19 protein-coding genes are annotated in these 18,457 nt (G+C 69.2%); 16 read left to right on the forward strand and 3 right to left on the reverse strand.

Annotated elements, in window-relative coordinates; all coding sequences use genetic code 11:
- The gene (locus tag AC3WON_RS20025) at positions 1–1,641 is read left to right on the forward strand and encodes a FadD3 family acyl-CoA ligase (RefSeq protein WP_492352567.1); all 1,641 of its coding nucleotides are present in this window, start codon (positions 1–3) and stop codon (positions 1,639–1,641) included.
- A complete protein-coding gene (locus AC3WON_RS20030) occupies positions 1,641–2,105 on the forward strand; it encodes a nuclear transport factor 2 family protein (RefSeq protein WP_492321091.1) in 465 nt (154 codons plus the stop codon). Before AC3WON_RS20025 ends, AC3WON_RS20030 begins: the two co-directional genes overlap by 1 nt.
- Before the next feature lie 77 nt (positions 2,106–2,182).
- Here the strand turns inward: AC3WON_RS20030 and AC3WON_RS20035 are convergent, their stop codons facing one another.
- Positions 2,183–3,049 carry an SDR family NAD(P)-dependent oxidoreductase gene (locus AC3WON_RS20035; protein ID WP_492352568.1) on the reverse strand — a complete coding sequence of 289 codons (867 nt, stop codon included), beginning with the start codon at positions 3,047–3,049 and terminating at the stop codon, positions 2,183–2,185.
- 208 nt (positions 3,050–3,257) lie between these two features.
- Here AC3WON_RS20035 and AC3WON_RS20040 point away from each other — a divergent pair, with 208 nt between their 5' ends.
- Genes AC3WON_RS20040 through AC3WON_RS20050 form a run of 3 tightly spaced genes read left to right on the forward strand, consistent with a single transcriptional unit; the run spans position 3,258 to position 5,315 of the window.
- Positions 3,258–3,677, forward strand: coding sequence for a nuclear transport factor 2 family protein (locus tag AC3WON_RS20040; RefSeq protein ID WP_492321093.1), 420 nt, complete (start codon positions 3,258–3,260; stop codon positions 3,675–3,677).
- Positions 3,674–4,531 carry an SDR family NAD(P)-dependent oxidoreductase gene (locus tag AC3WON_RS20045; RefSeq protein WP_116384509.1) on the forward strand — a complete coding sequence of 286 codons (858 nt, stop codon included), beginning with the start codon at positions 3,674–3,676 and terminating at the stop codon, positions 4,529–4,531. Before AC3WON_RS20040 ends, AC3WON_RS20045 begins: the two co-directional genes overlap by 4 nt.
- A 25-nt stretch (positions 4,532–4,556) precedes the next feature.
- Entirely contained in the window at positions 4,557–5,315 is a 759-nt protein-coding gene (locus tag AC3WON_RS20050; protein WP_492352569.1) for an SDR family oxidoreductase, read from the forward strand.
- Between the two features lie 45 nt (positions 5,316–5,360).
- On the opposite strand, the gene AC3WON_RS20055 is transcribed toward AC3WON_RS20050, so the two are convergent.
- Both AC3WON_RS20055 and AC3WON_RS20060 read right to left on the reverse strand, forming a co-directional pair.
- Entirely contained in the window at positions 5,361–6,260 is a 900-nt protein-coding gene (locus AC3WON_RS20055) for an NAD-dependent epimerase/dehydratase family protein (RefSeq protein WP_492321094.1), read from the reverse strand.
- A gap of 43 nt (positions 6,261–6,303) precedes the next feature.
- Entirely contained in the window at positions 6,304–7,134 is an 831-nt protein-coding gene (locus AC3WON_RS20060; RefSeq protein ID WP_116384512.1) for an SDR family NAD(P)-dependent oxidoreductase, read from the reverse strand.
- A 232-nt stretch (positions 7,135–7,366) separates the two neighbouring features.
- Here AC3WON_RS20060 and AC3WON_RS20065 point away from each other — a divergent pair, with 232 nt between their 5' ends.
- From AC3WON_RS20065 to AC3WON_RS20115, 11 genes are all read left to right on the forward strand, one after another.
- Positions 7,367–8,554, forward strand: a complete 1,188-nt coding sequence (locus tag AC3WON_RS20065; protein ID WP_340520975.1) for a helix-turn-helix transcriptional regulator — start codon at positions 7,367–7,369, stop codon at positions 8,552–8,554.
- A gap of 256 nt (positions 8,555–8,810) precedes the next feature.
- Positions 8,811–9,527 carry an EthD domain-containing protein gene (locus AC3WON_RS20070; RefSeq protein ID WP_492321096.1) on the forward strand — a complete coding sequence of 239 codons (717 nt, stop codon included), beginning with the start codon at positions 8,811–8,813 and terminating at the stop codon, positions 9,525–9,527.
- A 105-nt stretch (positions 9,528–9,632) separates the two neighbouring features.
- Complete coding sequence (locus AC3WON_RS20075; protein WP_492352570.1) at positions 9,633–10,529, forward strand: VOC family protein; 897 nt, start codon at positions 9,633–9,635, stop codon at positions 10,527–10,529.
- 7 nt (positions 10,530–10,536) lie between these two features.
- A complete protein-coding gene (locus AC3WON_RS20080) occupies positions 10,537–11,427 on the forward strand; it encodes a CoA transferase subunit A (RefSeq protein ID WP_492352571.1) in 891 nt (296 codons plus the stop codon).
- Positions 11,428–11,450: 23 nt separating this feature from the next.
- Positions 11,451–12,251 (forward strand): CoA-transferase subunit beta, encoded by an 801-nt coding sequence (locus AC3WON_RS20085; protein ID WP_492352572.1) that lies wholly within the window; start codon positions 11,451–11,453, stop codon positions 12,249–12,251.
- 7 nt (positions 12,252–12,258) lie between these two features.
- A complete protein-coding gene (locus AC3WON_RS20090) occupies positions 12,259–13,146 on the forward strand; it encodes an enoyl-CoA hydratase (RefSeq protein WP_492352573.1) in 888 nt (295 codons plus the stop codon).
- Entirely contained in the window at positions 13,143–14,225 is a 1,083-nt protein-coding gene (locus tag AC3WON_RS20095; RefSeq protein WP_492321101.1) for an NAD(P)H-dependent flavin oxidoreductase, read from the forward strand. Before AC3WON_RS20090 ends, AC3WON_RS20095 begins: the two co-directional genes overlap by 4 nt.
- Before the next feature lie 19 nt (positions 14,226–14,244).
- Positions 14,245–15,036: an enoyl-CoA hydratase family protein gene (locus AC3WON_RS20100; RefSeq protein ID WP_492321102.1), complete on the forward strand. Its 792-nt coding sequence runs from the start codon at positions 14,245–14,247 to the stop codon at positions 15,034–15,036.
- A complete protein-coding gene (locus tag AC3WON_RS20105) occupies positions 15,026–16,192 on the forward strand; it encodes an acyl-CoA dehydrogenase family protein (RefSeq protein ID WP_492352574.1) in 1,167 nt (388 codons plus the stop codon). Before AC3WON_RS20100 ends, AC3WON_RS20105 begins: the two co-directional genes overlap by 11 nt.
- A 20-nt stretch (positions 16,193–16,212) precedes the next feature.
- Positions 16,213–17,280: an acyl-CoA dehydrogenase family protein gene (locus AC3WON_RS20110; RefSeq protein ID WP_492321104.1), complete on the forward strand. Its 1,068-nt coding sequence runs from the start codon at positions 16,213–16,215 to the stop codon at positions 17,278–17,280.
- A 20-nt stretch (positions 17,281–17,300) separates the two neighbouring features.
- Positions 17,301–18,452 (forward strand): acetyl-CoA C-acetyltransferase, encoded by a 1,152-nt coding sequence (locus tag AC3WON_RS20115; RefSeq protein ID WP_492352575.1) that lies wholly within the window; start codon positions 17,301–17,303, stop codon positions 18,450–18,452.
- Positions 18,453–18,457 lie beyond the last annotated feature (5 nt).

The raw sequence follows: 18,457 nt of genomic DNA on the forward strand, positions 1-18,457 counted from the left end.
ATGACCCCATCTGACATCATCGACGCCATTGCGGCACCGGCCGGCCTCGACCTCGACCTCGCCGCCGCCAACGACGACATTGCCGCGACCATTCCCGAGCTGGTGCGGCGCGCGGCCAGGCGCCACGGCGAGCGCATCGCCATCCAGGAAGACGGGTTGCGCCTCACCTACGCCGCGCTCGACGCCAGCCGGATACAGGCGGCCCGGGCGCTGATGGCGCTGGGCGTGCAGCCCGGCGACCGGGTTGCCGTCTGGGCGCCGAACTTCTCCGAATGGATCATCGCGGCGCTGGCCACGCACAGCATAGGCGCGGCGCTGGTGCCGCTCAACACGCGCATGAAGGGGGCCGAGGCCGGCGCCGTGCTGGCCGACAGCGGCGCGCGCCTGCTGTTCTGCGTCGACGCTTTCCTCGGCGAAAGCTATCCGCAGATGCTGGCGCCACACCGCCCCGCCACGCTGGAGCGGCTGGTGATCCTGCGCCCCGGGCAGGGCCGGACGCCCGGCCCCGACGAGCTGGCCTGGGAAGCCTTCCTCGCGCTGGCGCCACAGGCGGACATGGCGGCGTTCGCCAGTCGCGAGGCCGGCGTGCGCGGCGACACGCTGATGGACATCATGTTCACCTCGGGCACCACCGGGCGTCCCAAGGGGGTGATGACCGCCCACGCACAGAACCTGCGCGCGATCGACGGCTGGGCAGCCATCACCGGCGTGCGGGCGGGCGACCGCTACCTGATCGTCAATCCGTTCTTCCATACCTTCGGCTACAAGGCCGGCTGGCTTGCCGCGCTGTCGCGCGGCGCCACGGTGCTGCCCCACCTGGTGTTCGACGCCGAGGCCGTGATGACGCGCGTGGAGAACGAACGCATCACGGTGCTGCCCGGGCCGCCGACGCTCTACCAGACCCTGCTCAACGCGCCGCGCCTGCGTGAGTTCGACCTGTCGTCGCTGCGTGTCGCGGTGACCGGCGCCTCGGCGATCGCGCCCGCGCTGATCCAGCGCATGCGCGACGAACTGGGCTTCGACACCATCATCACCGGCTACGGCCTGACCGAGTCGTGCGGCTTTGCCACGCTGACCCGCGCCGGCGACGACGCCGAAACCGTCGCCGCCACCTCCGGCCGCGCCATGCCGGGCATCGAGATCCGCTGCATCGATGGGCAGGGGCAGCCGGTCGCCACCGGCGAGCCGGGCGAGGTGCTGGTGCGGGGCTACAACGTGATGCAGGGCTACTTCGGCTTGCCCGAAGCCACCGCCGAAGCCATCGACAGCGACGGCTGGCTGCATACCGGCGATGTCGGCACGCTCGATGCGCGCGGCTACCTGCGCATCACCGACCGCATCAAGGACATGTTTATCGTGGGCGGCTTCAACTGCTATCCGGCGGAGGTGGAAAAGCTGCTGGTGGCGCATCCGGCCGTGGCCCAGGTGGCGGTGGTGGGCATGCCGCACGAGCGGCTCGGTGAAGTGGGGCGTGCCTACGTGGTGCTGCGCCACGGCGCGCGCGTGGACGCCGAAACCCTGATCGCCTGGGCGCGCCGGCACATGGCCAACTACAAGGTGCCGCGCGAGGTGCTGTTCGTGACGTCGCTGCCGGTCAGCGCGGCAGGCAAGGTGTTGAAGTACCAGTTGCGCGAAGCCTGATGAACAAGGAACCGATCATGACCGACATTGCCGCCATTGCCGACCGTGTCGCGCGGCTGGAAGCCGCGGAGGCGATCCGCGCGCTCAAGCTGCGCTACCTGCGCGCTTGCGATGACAAGGACCCTGACGCGATGCGCGCCTGCTTCGTGCCGGACAACGCGCATATCCACTATGACCGGATCGGCAGCTTTGCCGGGCGCGAGGCGCTGGTGCAGTGCTTTGCGGAGCTGGCGTGCCGGCCAACGCTGCGGGAGATGCATTTTGCGGGGCAGGCGGATATCCGTGTGCTGAATGACAGCACGGCGCAGGGTAGCTGGGATCTGGCCTACCTGGCGCTGGATGATGCCAGTGGCTCGCGTACGTTCCTGACCGGGCGCTATGCGGATGAGTATGTGCGGGTTGATGGGGCGTGGATGATCCGGTCGACGGTGTTTACGACGGGGTTGTTGTCACAGGGAGGGTAGAAGGCCGCGCTTGTTTGCTCCCCTCTCCCGCTTGCGGGAGAGGGGAGCGTATGCGAAGGGTGATGGCTAGTCCAACCCTATTCCACAATCGCCGGATGCACCGGCGGAGGCCCGCCCAGTGCCTGCCGGTACGACGGCGGCTGCACCCCCTCGGCATCGACGATGCCATAGGCCAGCGCCGCCTCGGCGCCGATCAGCACGCGACCGGATTTATCCATCAGCGCGGGGTCGCGATACAGCGCATCGATAATCCGCCCGGTGAACTCCGGCGTCTCCGCCACCGGCGCGAAGCCCGCGTACTTGTCCGGATGCTTCTCCCATACCCGCAGCGTGCGCGCCGTGCGCAGCGGCCCCATCCACAGCGACACCGCCGCCACGCCATAGGGCCGCAGGTCGACCGCCATGTCATGCGCGAACTTGTCGATGCCCGCCTTCTGCGCGCCGTAGGCCGGACCGTGCATATAGCAGTTGGCGCCAAATGACGAGGTGAACACGATCAGCCCGCGGCCCTGCGCGGCCATGATGGGCGCGGCATGCCAGCTGGCGACGTAGCCTGAGCGCAGGCCCACGTCGAAGATGCCGGCCATCTCCAGCGGCTTCTGCCAGAACGGCCCCGGCATGATGAGTTCATCGTGCAGGAAGGTCGCATTGTTGACCAGGATGTCGATCCGACCGGATTCCTCGCGCACACGCGCGAACAGACGCGCCACCTGCTCATCGTCGCGATGATCGCACGCGACCGCGATGCCGCGCCCGCCCAGCGCATCGATCTCGCGTGCCGTGGCGTGGATGGTGCCGGGCAGCGGCGCGCTGCCTTCCTCCTCGGTGCGTCCGGTCACGTACACCGTAGCGCCCGCCGCACCGAGCGCCAGCGCGATGCCCTTGCCGGCACCGCGCGAGCCGCCCGTGACGACGGCGACGATGGCCTGTTCCGCCTGCTTCATGTGTGTCTCCTGTGTCATTGATGTCATTGAAGCTTGGGGCGGGCGCGGCGTCGCTACATCCTTCGTTCGGACTAAGCGGTATCCGGTCCGGATACTCCACGCGGACGATGGCCCCCGGCGCGGCAAGGCCGACGATAGTCCCCATCCCAACGACTGCCCGCGCTGCATATCGCGGCGCTGGCGGTCACAACAAGGAGTGAGACTGGCCATGTCTGAACTGGAGTGCAAGGAAGCCATCCATGCCCTGACCTGCCGCTATGCGCAGGCGGTGGACCGGCGCGATTTCCCGAAACTGGCGGCGCTGTTCACGGCGGATGCATGGCTGAGCGGGCCGGGCTTCCGCATGGAGGGAGCGCAGGCGATTGCTGACGGCATGGCATCGCTCGGCCAGTACAGCGCCACGCAGCATCACGTGCACCAGCAACTGGTCGACGTCGATGGCGATACCGCGACCGGCGAAACCTATTGCGTGGCCAACCACCTGTACGAACAGGACGGCGTGCCGCGCAAGCTGGACTGGGGCATCCGCTACCAGGACCGCTTCGTGCGGCGCGGCGGCCAGTGGCGCATTGCCGCGCGCGAGCTGGTGGTGGACTGGACGCAGGACCTGCCGCTGCGGGGGGCATGATGACGACGACCCGTGTACTGGAAGGCAAGACCGCCCTCGTCACCGGCGGCGCCGGCGGCATCGGTGCGGCCAGCGCGCTGGCGCTGCTGCGCGACGGCGCGACGGTGGTCCTCATGGGGCGGCGGCGCGAAGCGCTGGAAGCGGCACGGCGCAGCCTGTGCGCGCAGGTGGCCCGCGCCACCGTGGCAATCAGCGTCGGCGACGCTTGCCGCGAGGATGACGTCCAGGCCGCGCTGCAGCAGGCCTGGGAGCTGCAGCAGCGCCTCGATATCGTGGTCGCGACCGTTGGCGGGGGCGGTTTCCGTCCGCTGCTGATGCATGACGCGGCCTCGCTGATGGCGGAGCTGGAGCTGAACATCGCCAGCGCATTCCTGGCGGTGCGCCACGCGTCGCCGCTGATGGCACCGCATGGCGGCGCCATCGTCTGCATCTCGTCGAACGCGGCGCGCATGACCTGCCGCTGGCTGTCGGCGTACTGCGCCGCCAAGGCGGGGCTGGAAGCGTTCGTGCGCGCCGCGGCCGAGGAGCTGGCGGGATGCGGCATCCGCGTCAATGCGGTGCGGCCGGGACTCACCCGCTCCGGCGCGACCGGGCCGATGTTCGACAACCCGGCCATCCTCGACAAGTTCGTCGCGCAGATGCCGCTGGGCCGCGCCGGCGAACCGGACGACATTGCCAGCGCGGTGCGCTACCTGGCAGGACCGGAATCGGGCTGGGTGACCGGACAGAGCATCGCCGTGGACGGCGGCAGCGAACTGCGCGGCAATCCCATCCTCGATGAAACCGTGGCTGCGGTGTATGGCGAAGCCGCGCTGCAGGCCGTGCTGGCCGGCAGGATTCCCGAAGCCGGCTGAAGCCGGCAACCCAAGGAGATAAGCAATGAATCAAGTCAGGGACAAGGTTGCGCTGGTCACCGGCGCGGCCAGCGGGGTAGGGCGCGCCGATGCGCTGCTGCTGGCGGCCGAAGGCGCGCGCGTGGTCATCGGCGATGTCAACCAGGAGGGCGGGCAGGCACTGGCCCGCGAGATCGGGGATGCGGCCATGTTCGTGCGCCACGACATTGCCAGCGAGGAGGACTGGCGCAAGGCCATGGCCGCCACGCAGGACCGCTTCGGCCGGCTCGACGTGCTGGTCAACAACGCGGCCATCTGTCCGCTCGGGTCGATCGAGGAAACCTCGCTCGACAGCTGGCGGCAGGTCATGCGGGTCAATGCCGACGGCTATTTCCTGGGCTGCAGGTTCGGTGTGCAGGCGATGAAGGGCAACCCCGCCGGGGGCTCCATCGTGGTGATGTCGTCGGTGGCGGCGCTGGGCGGGCTGCCGATGATGTGCGCGTACAGCGGCGCCAAGGGCGCCGTTACCGCGCTGACGCGCAGCGTGGCCGTGCACTGCAAGCAGAATGGCTACCGGATCCGTTGCAACTCGATCCATCCCGATGGCGTCTGGACGCCGATGACGCAGGCGCTGGTGCCGGACCTGGATCCGGCCACGCTTGGTATCGGTACGGACCCGATGGCACGCATGTGCCAGCCGGAGGATGTGGCCAACCTGGTCCTGTTCCTGGCTTCGGACGCGTCGCGCTTTATCAATGGCGCGGAATTGCGCATCGATAACGCGCAGTTGATCTCGGGGCTGTAAGGCCCGCTGCGGCGGCCCGCGCAAGCAGGCCGCCGCAGCGCCAGGCTAGCTGTACTGCGTCACGATCTCGCCGACCGTGCGCAGGATGTCGCGGCGGCGATAGCCGAGCAGGGCGGTCTCGGCCGCATCCGGCTCGTAGTAGAGCGTGTTGCCCCGGCCGAAGCAGATGGCCGAGTCCGGCAGCAACGGATGCTCCTGGTCGATGACAGGCGGCACCGGGCGGCCAGCGTCGCGGAAGAAGGCACCGAAATAGTCCTGAAACGACAGGTTCTCGTCACCTACCAGGTAAGCCTTGCCGTTTTCACCGCGCAGCAGGGCGCCTTCGATCGCTTCCGAGAGCGAAGTGGCCGAGATGAAGTTGACGCCGCCGGGCGGCGCGAAATCCGGCATCGGCGCAAAGTTGCCGCGGGCGTAGTCGGTATAGGCCTTGAACATCGGGACCATCAGGCCCGGCACCGTGCCCACGACGAACGGCGCGTTCACGCTGCTCACGCGGAAGGCATCGGTGGCCAGCGCGCGCACGCCTTCGTCGGCCAGCTTGCGCGAGCGGATATAGGCGTTGTCCTCGGCCAGCTGCGGCTGCGCCTGCGGGTAGAAGCTGCCGACGTAGACGGCGACCCGGATCCCGGCAGCGCGCGCCGCGCGCAGGAAACGCGGCACGCCCTCGATGTTGGCGCGCTCCCAGTGCGCGGCTTCGTCGCCGCCGGGCGGCACGTGGCGCACATCGTTGCCGGCGGCGAAGACCAGCGCGTCGAAGGTGCCGAGCTGCGCGGCCGGCACGTCGTTGGCGATGTAGTCGCAGCGCAGGAAGTCCAGCCCGCCCAGCGCCGTGCCGGGCGCGGGGCGGTTGCGCCCCGCGATGGTGACCTCGTGCCCGCAGCTGCGCAGGTGCAGGGCCGCGTGGCCGCCGATCATGCCAGTGCCGCCGACGATCAGTATCTTCATGCTTGTCTCCTTGGTGGGGTGGTGTGGCCGCGGTGCGCGGCCATCAGAGGTTCATGCCGTTGCCGCCGATGACCGGCATGTTGGTCCACGCGCCCTTGGGGTCGCGATACCAGCCGGCCGCGGCCAGCGCGCCGCCATTGACATGCAGCGCCGTGCCGGTGATCCAGGCCGCGCGCGCGCTGGCCAGGAACAGGATGCCGTCGGCAATGTCGCGCGGCGTGCCGAAGCGGCCCAGCGGAATCCAGCGCGGGATATGGTGCTGGTGTTCCGCAGCGACCATCTGCGACACCGGAACCTGCGGCGTTTCGGTGGTCTCGGGGGCGATCAGGTTGACGCGGATGCCCGCCGGCGCCAGCTCCAGCGCCAGGCTCTGCGTGAAGCCGGTGATGGCGGCCTTGAAGGCGCCGTAGACGCTGCAGTACGGAATGCCGCGGAAGGCCTCGATCGACGACACCGTGACGATGCTGCCGGCGGCACTGCGCCGCAGCAGCGGCAGCATGGCGCGCGTGACGGTGAAGACGTGGCCGAGGTTGGCGGCGTAGAGGCTGGCGATCTCGTCGTCGGCATAGTGCTCGAACGGCTTGGCGATGCGCAGGAAATCGCCGACGTTGTTGACCAGCACGTCCAGCACCCCGAAACGCTGTTCGACCTGCGCAGCCAGTTCGCGCACGGTGCCGGCATCGGTGGCATCGCCCTGTACCACCAGCACTTCCGCGCCGGTCTTGCCCAGCAGCGCCCGGGCCTGCTCGGCGCGCTGTGCGTCGATCTCGATCAGCGCCACGCGCGCACCCTGTTCCAGGAAGGCTTGCGCGGTGGCGAGCCCGATGCCGGCGCCGCCGCCGGTGACCAGCACGGTCTTGTCGGTGAAATCCATCTGAGTCGTTCTCCTTCGGTTGCACTGTGGTGTGCGGCCATTTGATCGGCGGCAGGCGGGACCGGCATCGTCCGATTGCAGGTCAGGGAAAACACTTAGATGGCGCAAACCAGGGCGAACAAGGGCGCCGCGCGCCGGACATCGGCAGGCAGCCTCCCTATAATCTGCGCTGCCCAGGTGCCGCAGAGCACCGGCCAGTCCCCGCATGGGGTGGGGAAACAGGAGACAGACAATGTTGATGGCGACCGTTGAGGCGCAAGGGGTGGCGTCGCCCTGGTTTGCGCAGTCCGGACTGAGCCTGCCGCATTTCAGCGCGCTGCTGGCGGCGGTCTACGAAGGGCCGATGGAACCCGTGCCCTGGGGCCGCGCGCTGGAAATGCTGCGCAAGCAACTTGGTGCCAGCTATGTGAGCTTCATCCTGCGCTCGCCCGCGAGCGACCGCAGTGGCATCGCGGTGCACGCGTCGCAGCACGGCACTTCGCTGGAGGCCGAGGCGTCGTACAACACCTACTACTACGCCATCGATCCCTTTATCAACCTGCCCACCGACCGGGCCGTGACGGTCGACGAAGCGATGGGCGCCGGCAACTGGTGCCGCAGCGAGATCTACCGTCAGTTCCTGCAGCCGCTTGGCGTGCGCTACCTGCTGGGCGCCGATATCCGCACCGAAGACGGGGTCGAGTGCCGGCTGCGCGTCTGCCGCCAGCACGACGCGCAGGACTTCTCCGAGGTGGACAAGGCGGCGTGCGCCACCATCCTGCCGCACCTGAGGCGCGCGGTCCGGCTGCATTCCAGGCTGGATGTGGTCGAATCGGAACGCAGCCTCTATGCGGGCGCGATCGACCGCATGCTGGTGGGCATGGTCATCCTCGACGCAGCCGGCGCAATCCTGAAGAAGAATGCGGAAGCCGACGAGATCCTGGCGGAGAACGACGGCATCCGCCTCAATGGGGGCAACTTCGAGATCGCCTACGCACAGGAAAGCCGCAAGTTCCAGTACCTGCTGCGCCGCGCCCAGATGGGGCACCACGGCAGCGCGCCGGCGCTGGCCGAAGCCATGTCGATCACCCGCCCCTCGGGGCGCGGCAAGCTGGGCGTGCTGATCCGCACCATTCCGCTCAGCGAATGGTCCGAAGACCACCGACATCGCCCGGCCTGCGCGGTCTTTATCCGCGATCCGGAGCGCAAGTCGCGCGCCTCGCACGAGGTGGTGCGCAAGCTGTTCGACCTCACGCCCGCCGAAACCGCGCTGGCGCTGGTGCTTGCCGACGGCATGACGCTCGACGAAGCCGCCGAGGCGCTGGGCACCAGCAAGAACACGGCGCGCGCCCACTTGCGCGCGATCTTCTCCAAGACCGGGGTCACGCGGCAGGCCACGCTGGTGCGCATGCTGCTGAGCAGTGTGGTGACGCTCGGCTGAGCGCCAGGGCTTGATCCACGCACGCGTGTTCCAGGGCACGCGTGACTCCCTTGTGGCCCGATGACCGGTCCTCCTAGTCCGAATGGAGGATGAGTCCCGCCATCCGCGCCCCTAGCATGCATCCGACAAGCGGGCGCGGCACACGGATGGCACCTCAGACGGACGCAGCGACGCGTGCTGTCCGCGCTTGGTCCTGTTCCGCGCACGCATCAACCTGTCCGGCCCCGGCCGGCACCTGTACCAGGGAGCGTGGAGCATGGAAAAAGTCATCTATATCGTCTGGCGCGATTCTCAGACCGAGCCGGGGGAGTTCGCGCGCCGGCTGCGCACGACGCTTGCGGACAAGCTATTGGCGCTGGGCGCGCGCGGACTGCAGGTGAACGTGGCCGATGACGCGGTGTTGCCGGCCGCGGGCCTGCGCCAGGCGAATACCCGCCCGCAGATGGAAGGGCTGGTCTCGGTCTGGATGGACAGCGCCATCGACCGCCTGCGGCAGCCGTTCGACCAGGCGATCGCGACCGCCGTGGGCCGCATGGCCGGCTACCTTGTGACGGAGTCCCAGCCCATCCGCAATACACGTTTCCCGGCCGCGCCGGGCGAACGCACGCCCGGCTTCGCGCAGCTTGCCTTCCTTACCCGGCCGCCCCGGCTTACGCCGCAGGCCTGGCTGGACCTCTGGCACAACCACCACACGCCGGTGGCGGTCGAGACCCAGGACAACTTCCTCTACGTGCAGAACGTGGTGGTGCGGCCGCTCACCTACGCCGCGCCGCACTACGACGCCATTGTCGAAGAGGGCTTCCCCGATGCGGCGATGACCGACCCGCAGGCGTTCTTCGACGCGGCCGGCGACGAAGACAAGTTCCAGCGCAACCTGCAGGCCATGATGGAAAGCTGCCAGCGCTTCATCGACTTCGACAAGATCGACGTGATCCCCACCAGCCAGTACCTCGTGCGCCCGGCAGCGGGCTGACGCCAGCGCCGGACCGGCTAGTCCCACTGGACGATGTGCCGGGCTGCAGCGCACGGAAGAATGGTCCCATCAGCCAGCAGTGGCAACGAACCTGAGGAGACCGGCATGTTGGATATCCGTGCGCTTGGCTACATCGTGGTCGAGTCCACCGACCTGGGGCAATGGCGGCACTATGCCGAACAGGTGCTGGGCATGACCTGTTCCGGCGCCCCCGGCGGTGCGCTGTACGTGAAGATGGATGAGCGCGACTACCGCTACCTGGTGGTGCCGGGCGCGCGCGACCGCTACCTGGCATCGGGCTGGGAGCTGGCCGACGAACCGGCCTACCGCTACGCGCTTGACACGCTGCGCCAGGCGAACGTTGAGGTCGTGCACGCCAGCGCCGCGGAACTGGCACAGCGCCGCGTGCAGGCCATGGCCTGGTTTGCCGATCCCTCGGGCAACCGCCATGAGATCTCCTGGGGCATGCGCTCGGACTTCCTGCGCTTTATCTCGCCGGTGGGCGTGCCGCGCTTCATCACGGACCCGATGGGGGCGGGCCATGCGGTGCTGCCCGCGCCGGCCTTCGACGAGACCTATGCCTTCCTGTGCGAGGTGATGGGTTTCGGTTTGTCCGACATCTTCCGCGTGCGCTTTACCAACGACCCGGCCGAACCGGAAAAGCGCATCCACTTCCTGCATTGCGGCAACGCCCGCCACCACAGCCTGGCGATCTTCGAGATGCCGTCGGAAGCGGGCTGCATCCACGTGATGGCCGAGGTTCCGGACATGGCCGAGGTGGGCCGCGCGCTGGACCGCGTGCAGCAGCACGGCGTGAAGCTCTCGGCCACGCTGGGCCAGCACTGCAATGACCGCATGACTTCCTTCTACATGAAGACCCCCGGCGGCTTTGACCTCGAGTTCGGCCACGGCGGCCTGGAGGTGGACTGGAGCCACCACGCCGCCTACGAGGCCACGCGCGTCAGCCTGTGGGGACACGACTTCAGCATCGGATACCGCTAAACACACCATGACCAAGACAATCGACAAGACCATGAGCGCGGCCGACGTGGTCGGCCAGCTCGCCGATGGCATGACCATCGGCATCGGCGGCTGGGGCCCGCGCCGCAAGCCGATGGCGCTGGTGCGCGAAATCCTGCGCTCGCCGCTGAAGGACCTGACCGTGGTCGCCTACGGCGGCCCCGAGGTGGGCATGCTGTGCGCGGCCGGCAAGGTGCGCCGGCTGGTGTTCGGCTTTGTCTCGCTCGACGTGATTCCGCTCGAGCCCTACTTCCGCCAGGCGCGCGAGCGCGGCGTGCTGGAGGTGACTGAGCTGGACGAAGGCATGCTGCAGCTGGGCCTGCGCGCCGCGGCCGCGCGCCTGCCGTTCCTGCCGACGCGCGCCGCGCTGGGCACCGACGTGCTGGACAAGAACCCCCAGCTGAAGACGGTGCGATCGCCCTATGCCGACGGCGAAGTGCTGGTGGCGATGCCGGCGATCGCGCTCGATGCCGCGCTGCTGCACGTGAACGACAGCGATGTGCTCGGCAACACCCGCATCGACGGCCCCGATCCGTTCTTCGATGAATGGTTCGCACGCGCCGCGCACCGCTGCTATGTGAGCTGCGAAACACTGCACCCGCGCCTCGAGGATGAAGACCTGGCGCGCGCGCGCAACAACGCCTTCGAGCGCTCGCTGGTAAGCGGCGTGGTGCACGCACCCGGCGGCGCCCATCCCACTTCCTGTGCGCCGGCCTACGGCTGGGACCTGCCTGCGCTGAAGGCGTACTGCGCCAGCGCCGAGGCCGAGGACGGCTTCCGCATCTGGCGCGACGAGGTGGTGGGCGCGAGCGAAGCGGCCTACCTGGAGCGCATCAGCGGCCTCGGCCATGTGCACGACCTGCCGCTGCCGGTACTTTGAACCCGCCAACCCAAGGAGCGACCGTGAGCGCCACTTATGAATTCACCCGCGCCGAGCTGATGATTGCCGCCGCCGCCCGCGCATGGCGCGACGACGGCGAGGTGCTGGCCACCGGCATCGGCACCGGCCCGCGCATCGCCGCCGGCCTGGCGCGGCTTGCGCACAACCCGGGCCTGCTGCTGACCGACGGCGAGGCCTACCTGGTGGAAACGCCGGTGCCGCTGGGCCCGCGCGAGCCCGGCTACAAGGTGCGCGCCAGCGGCTGGATGGGCTATTCGCGCGTGTTCGACTGCCTGTGGGGCGGGCGGCGCCACGCGCTGGTGATGCCGACGCAGATCGACCGCTTCGGCCAGGCCAATATCTCCTGCCTGGGCGGCACGCATGCGCAGCCCAAGACCCAGCTGCTGGGCGCGCGCGGCTTTCCCGGCAATAGCATCCACCACGCCAACTCCTTCTTCGTGCCGGCGCACAGCACGCGCGCGTTCGTCGCCGGTGAAGTCGACATGGTCTGCAGCGCCGGCTACAACCCGGCCCGCCGGCTGGAGGGCATGCGCAGCTTCGTTGACCTGCGCGTGATTGTCACCGACCTGTGCGTGATGGATTTCAGGGGGGCTGACCATGCCATCCGCGTGCGCTCGCTGCACCCGGGGGCGAGCTTCGACCAGGTACAGGCGGCCACCGGCTTTGCGCTGGCGAACACGCCCGGCGAGGCCCTGCCGGAGACGGCGCCGCCGACACCGGAAGAGCTGCGGCTGATCACCCAGCTTGATCCGCACAACCTGCGCGCGGCCATCGTGCGCGGCAATCCTTCCGGACGCGTGTGAGGCCGACATGACAACGCCAGCTACCGAAGCCATCAGCCTTGGCCCCAATGCCGAGGTGCTCTACCAGGTCGCGGACGGCATTGCCACCGTGACCATGAACCGGCCGCAGTTCCACAACGCGCAGAACTCAAAGATGACCTACGCGCTGGACGAGGCCTACCGGCGCGCCGCCGCGGACGACGCGGTCAAGGTGATCGTGCTGCGCGGCGCCGGCAAGCATTTTTCGGCCGGGCACGACATCGGCACGCCCGGGCGCGACATCAATGAAACTTTCGAGCGCGCCTCGCTCTGGTATGACCATGTCAACAAGCCGGGCGGCGAGTTCCTCTATGCCCGCGAGCAGGAGGTCTACCTGGGCATGTGCCGGCGCTGGCGCGAGCTGCCCAAGCCGACCATCGCCATGGTGCATGGCGCCTGCATCGCCGGCGGGCTGATGCTGGCGTGGGTGTGCGACCTGATCGTGGCGTCGGACGATGCTTTCTTTGCTGATCCAGTGGTGCGCATGGGCATTCCCGGCGTCGAGTACTTCGCCCATCCCTACGAGCTCCATCCGCGCATCGCCAAGGAGTTCCTGTTCCTGGGCGAGCGCATGGGTGCCGAACGCGCCGAGCGCATGGGCATGGTCAACCGCGTGGTGCCGCGCGGCGCGCTGGAAGACACCGCCTACGGCATGGCCGCCAAGGTCGCGCAGATGCCGCGGCTGGGCCTGACGCTGACCAAGCAGGCGGTCAACCATGTGGAAGACCTGCAGGGCAAGCGCACCGCGATGGATGCCGTCTTTGCCTGGCACCACTTCGCCCATGCGCACAACGAACTGGTCAGCGGCGACAAGCTCGGCGGCTATGACGCGCGCGCCATGGCCGCTTCGCAACGCACCGGCGAGGACAAGGCATGAGCACCGCGAGCCTGCACACCGTGCTGTGCGACCTGCTGGGCTGCCGCTACCCCATCGTGCAGACGGCGATGGGCTGGGTGGCGGATGCGAAGCTGGTCGCGGCCAGCGGCAATGCCGGGGCCTTCGGCTTCCTGGCCGGCGCCACCATTGCGCCCGGCGAGGTCGAGCGCGAGATCCTGCGCGTGAAGGCGCTCAGCGACCGGCCCTTCGGCATCAACTTCCACATGTTCCAGCCCAACGCGGAAGAAGTGATCGAGATGGCGATCCGCCACCGGCTGCGCGCGGTCAGCTACGGGCGCGGCCCGGACGCAAAGATGATCGGCAAGCTCAAGGCGGCTGGCGTGGTCTGCATGCCGACCGTGGGCGCGGCCAAGCATGCGGCCAAGGCCGTGGAACTGGGCGCGGACGTGGTCACCGTGCAGGGCGGCGAGGGCGGCGGCCATACCGGCGGCACACCGACCACGCTGCTGCTGCCGCAGGTGCTGGACAGCGTGAGCGTGCCGGTGGTGGCCGCCGGCGGCTTCTTCGACGGCCGCGGACTGGCCGCGGCGCTGGCCTACGGCGCGGCCGGCGTGGCCATGGGCACGCGCTTCCTGATGTCGGCCGAATCGCCGGTGCCGGCGCCAACGCTTGAGCGCTACGTCAAGGTGCGCGACCCGGCCAGCATCCGCGTATCGCTGGCCATCGACGGCCTGCCGCAGCGAATGATCGACAACGACCTGCTGCTGGCGCTGGAGAAGGCCGGTCCGCTGCGGCGCACCTGGCTGGCGCTGGCGGCCGCGCGCAAATGGCAGGCACGTACCGGCATGCGCAGCGCGCAGATGCTGGCCACCGCCTGGCGCGCGATGCGCGAGCAGGACTACAGCGCCGCCCAGACCCTGATGGCCGCCAACGCGCCGGTGCTGATCCAGCGCGCGATGGTGGAGGGATGCCCCGATGAAGGCGTGCTGCCCAGCGGCCAGGCGGCAGCGGCGATCCGGGCCATCGAATCCTGCGAGCAGATCGTGGCCGGCATGGCCGCGCAGGCACAGGCGCGCCTTGCGGCGCTGGCTGGCGCCGGACTGGCTGCAGCGGCCTGACCCACAGACAGAGGAAACCATGCAAACGAACAAAAAGACCGGGCCGTTCCGCATCGACACTGCCGACGGCATCGCCGAACTGGTGATCGACCATGCGCCAGTCAATGCGCTCGACTGCGCCGGCTGGCATGCGCTGGCCGCCGCGATCGACCAGCTGGGCACCGATTCCGCCGTGCGCGTGATCGTGCTGCGCGGCGAAGGCCGCGGCTTCTGCGCCGGCGTCGACATCAAGGAGCTGGCCGCGCACCCGCAGCGCATCGTCGATGTCAACGCCGGCAACTACGCCACCTTCCGCGCCGTGCACCGCAATCCCAAGCCGGTCATCGTGGCCGTGCACGGCTTCGTGCTGGGCGGCGGCATCGGCATCTGCGGCGCGGCCGACATCATCGTGGCCGCAGATTGTGCGCGCTTTGGCGTGCCGGAGATCGACCGCGGCGCCATGGGCGGCGGCGCCCACCTGCAGCGCATGTTCGGCGTGCAGAAGGTCAGGGCGATGTACTTCACCGGCGAGATGATCGATGCCGCCGAGGCGTACCGGCTGGGCGCGGTCGAGCGCGTGGTGCCGCGCGCAGAGTTGCGCGAGGCCGCCATGACGCTGGCCCGCCAGATCGCCGCCAAGAGCCCGGCCATGCTGCAGCTGGCCAAGGAAGCGCTCAACGGCGTGGAAGACGGCAACCTGGAGGACAAATACCGCTGGGAACAGGGCTTCACGCTGCAGGCCTACATGAGCGCCGATTCCGGCGAGGCGCGCGCCGCCTTTGTCGAAGGCCGCGAAGCCCGCTTTGCGCAGGGAGAGCGCGATGCAGCTTGAATACACCGACGCCCAGCGTGCCTTCCGCGCCGAGGTGCGCGACTGGATGGCCGCGCACGTGCCGCGCACGCCGCTGGCGAGCTTCGATACCGAAGCGGGCTTCGCCCAGCACCGCGCGTGGGAGGCCACGCTCAACCAGGGCCACTGGAGCATGGTCACGTGGCCGGCCGAGCTGGGCGGGCGCGGCTGCGACCTGATCGAGTGGCTGATCTTCGAGGAAGAGTACTGGCGTGCCGGCGCGCCGATGCGCGTCAACCAGAACGGCATCTTCCTGCTCGGGCCCACGCTGATGGAATTCGGCACCGAGGCGCAGAAGGCGCGCTTCCTGCCGCGCATGGCCTCGGGCGAACATGTCTGGGCGCAGGGCTGGTCCGAGCCGAACGCAGGCTCGGACATGGCCGCGATCCGCTGCAGCGCGATCCGGCAGGGCGATGACTATGTGATCAACGGCCAGAAGATCTGGTCGACGCGGGCGGTGTGGGCGGACTGGCTGTTCGGCCTGTTCCGCACTGACCCGGCCTCGACCCGACACCATGGCCTGACCTTCATCCTGATGCCGCTGGACACGCCCGGCATCACCGTGCGCCCGATCCGCCAGCTCAACGGCCAGACCGGCTTTGCCGAGATCTTCTTCGACGACGTGCGCGTGCCGGTGGAAAACCGCCTGGCCGCAGAAGGCGCCGGCTGGCAGGTGGCCATGGCCACCGCCGGCTTCGAACGCGGCCTGATGCTGCGCTCGCCGGCGCGCTTCCAGGAAACCGCGCGCGCGCTGGTCAGGCTGTACCAGGCCAACCGCGAGGCGGCGGACCGCGACCCGTCGCTGCGCGAGGCGGTGCTGCGCGCCTGGATGGACGCCGAGGCCTACACGCTGTCCACCTACGCCACCGCGAGCCGCCTGGTGCGCGGCGGCCATATCGGCGCGGAGTCGAGCACGAACAAGGTGTTCTGGTCCGAGCTGGACATCCATATGCACGATACCGCGCTGGCCATCCTGGGGCAGTCGGCAGAGGTCACGCCCGACGGCCAGCCGCCGGGTTCGCTCGGCCACTGGCTGGACGGCTTCCTGTTCTCGCAGGCCGGGCCGATCTATGCCGGCACCAACGAGATCCAGCGCAATATCGTCGCCGAGCGCCTGCTCGGCATGCCGCGCGCATGACGGCACCCGGGGAAAACACCATGGATTTCGCATTGACCGAAGAGCAGGAGCAGTTTGCCGAGGCGATCCGGCGCTTCCTGATGACCGAGATGACGCCCGAACTGACGCGCGAGCTGTGGGCCACCGAGTCCGGCCGCTCCGACGCGCTGTGGCGCCAGCTTGCCAACCAGGGCCTGACCGCGGTGATGGTGCCGCAGGAGCAGGGCGGACTGGGGCTGGGCGAGGTCGAATGGGCGCCGCTGGCGCAGGCCTGCGGCTACTTTGCGCTGCCCGAGCCTTTGCTGGACACCGCGCTGGTCGCGGCCGGGCTGCTGCGCGATGCGCTCGCGGCGGCGCCGAACGCCTCGGCGCACGAACGCTGCGCCACGCTGCTGGAGCGCATCGCCGCCGGCGATGCCCGCGTGGCGGTGGCGCATCCGCAAGAGCGGCTGGTCGCCGACGCCCATGTCGCCGACGCCATCCTGTGTGCGCACGAAGGCGCCGTGCACCTGCTGCGGCCCGACCAGGCCGTGCTGACGGCGCGCACCGGGCTCGATCCTTCGCGCCGCTTGTTTGAGCTGGCGTGGACGCCGGCCGCGGAGTCCGAACTGATCCCGTCCGGCAGCGGCCTGTGGAACAGCGCGCTGAACCGCGGCGCGCTTGGCGTGGCCGCGCAGCAGCTGGGCCTGACCCAGCGCATGCTGGACCTGGCGATCGATTACAGCGCGCAGCGCAAGCAGTTCGGCAAGGCCATCGGCGCCTACCAGGCGGTCAAGCACCTGCTGGCCGACGTGGCGATCCAGCTCGAGTTCGCCCGGCCGGTGCTGCTGCGCGCCGCCGCCGCGCTGGCGCACGGCCTGCCCGATGCGGGCCTGCATGTCTCGCACGCCCGCGTGGCCGCCGCGCGCTGCGCGTGGAGCGCGGCGCGCCAGGCGATCCAGGTGCATGGCGCAATGGGCTACACCTGGGAGCTGGACCTGCAGATCTTCACCAAGCGGGCCTGGGCCCTGGCGGGAAGCTGGGGCGACCGTGCCTTCCACAAGGCGCGCATGGGCGCGCACATCCTTGACGGCGCGCATGAGATCGGCGCCGGCGCCACCTTCGCCTGAATCCAAAGAGAACCAAGACCATGAAAGACGCCTATATCGTTGATGCCCTGCGCACGCCCACCGGGCGCCGCAAGGGCGGACTGTCGCACATGCACGGCGCCGACCTCGGCGGCTTCGTGCTGGCCGAGCTGGTGCGCCGCAACGGCATTCCCGCCGAGGACTATGACGACGTGGTGTTCGGCTGCGTCGACACCATCGGCCCGCTGGCCGGCAATATCGCCCGCAGCGCGTGGCTGGCGGCCGGCCTGCCGCTGACGGTGCCGGGCGTGACCGTGGACCGCCAGTGCGGCTCGTCGCAGCAGGCGGTGCACTTTGCCGCGCAGGCAGTGATGAGCGGCACGCAGGACGTGGTGATCGCCGGCGGCGTGCAGACCATGACCCAGATCCCGATCTCGTCGGCCATGCTGGCCGGGCAGGCACTGGGCTTTGCCGACCCGTTCTCGGGCAGCAAGGGCTGGCAGGTGCGCTTTGGCGATGCGCCGGTGTCGCAGTTCCATGCCGCGCAGCGCATTGCCGATCACTGGAAGCTGTCGCGCGAGGCCATGGAAGCCTACGCGCTGGCAAGCCACCAGCGCGCCGCCGCGGCCATCGAAGGCGGCCGCTTTGCGCGCGAGATCGTGCCGTGCGAGGGCGTGAAGCATGACGAGACCCCGCGCCCCGATTCCACGCTGGCGAAGATGGCTGCGCTGGAACCGCTGATGCCCGGCAGTTCGCTGACCGCGGCCGTGTCCAGCCAGACCGCGGATGCCGCCGCCGCGCTGCTGATCGTCTCGGAAGACGCGCTCAAGCGCTACCAGCTCAAGCCGCGTGCGCGCATCGCGCATATGAGCGTGCTGGGCGACGACCCGCTGTGGATGCTGACCGCACCGATCCCGGCGACCAAACGCGCACTGGAGCGCTGCGGCCTGCGCCTGGCCGATATCGACGTGGTCGAGATCAATGAAGCGTTCGCCTCGGTGGCGATGGCATGGCTGGCCGAGACCGGCTACGCGGCCGAGCGCACCAACCCCAATGGCGGCGCCATCGCACTGGGCCACCCGCTGGGCGCCACCGGGGCGCGCCTGATGACCACGCTGCTGCATGAGCTGGAACGCACCGGCGGCCGCTACGGCCTGCAGACCATGTGCGAAGGCGGTGGCCTGGCCAACGTCACCATCATCGAACGCTTGTAAGGAGA

The organism is Cupriavidus sp. FW305-46, assembly GCF_058787075.1.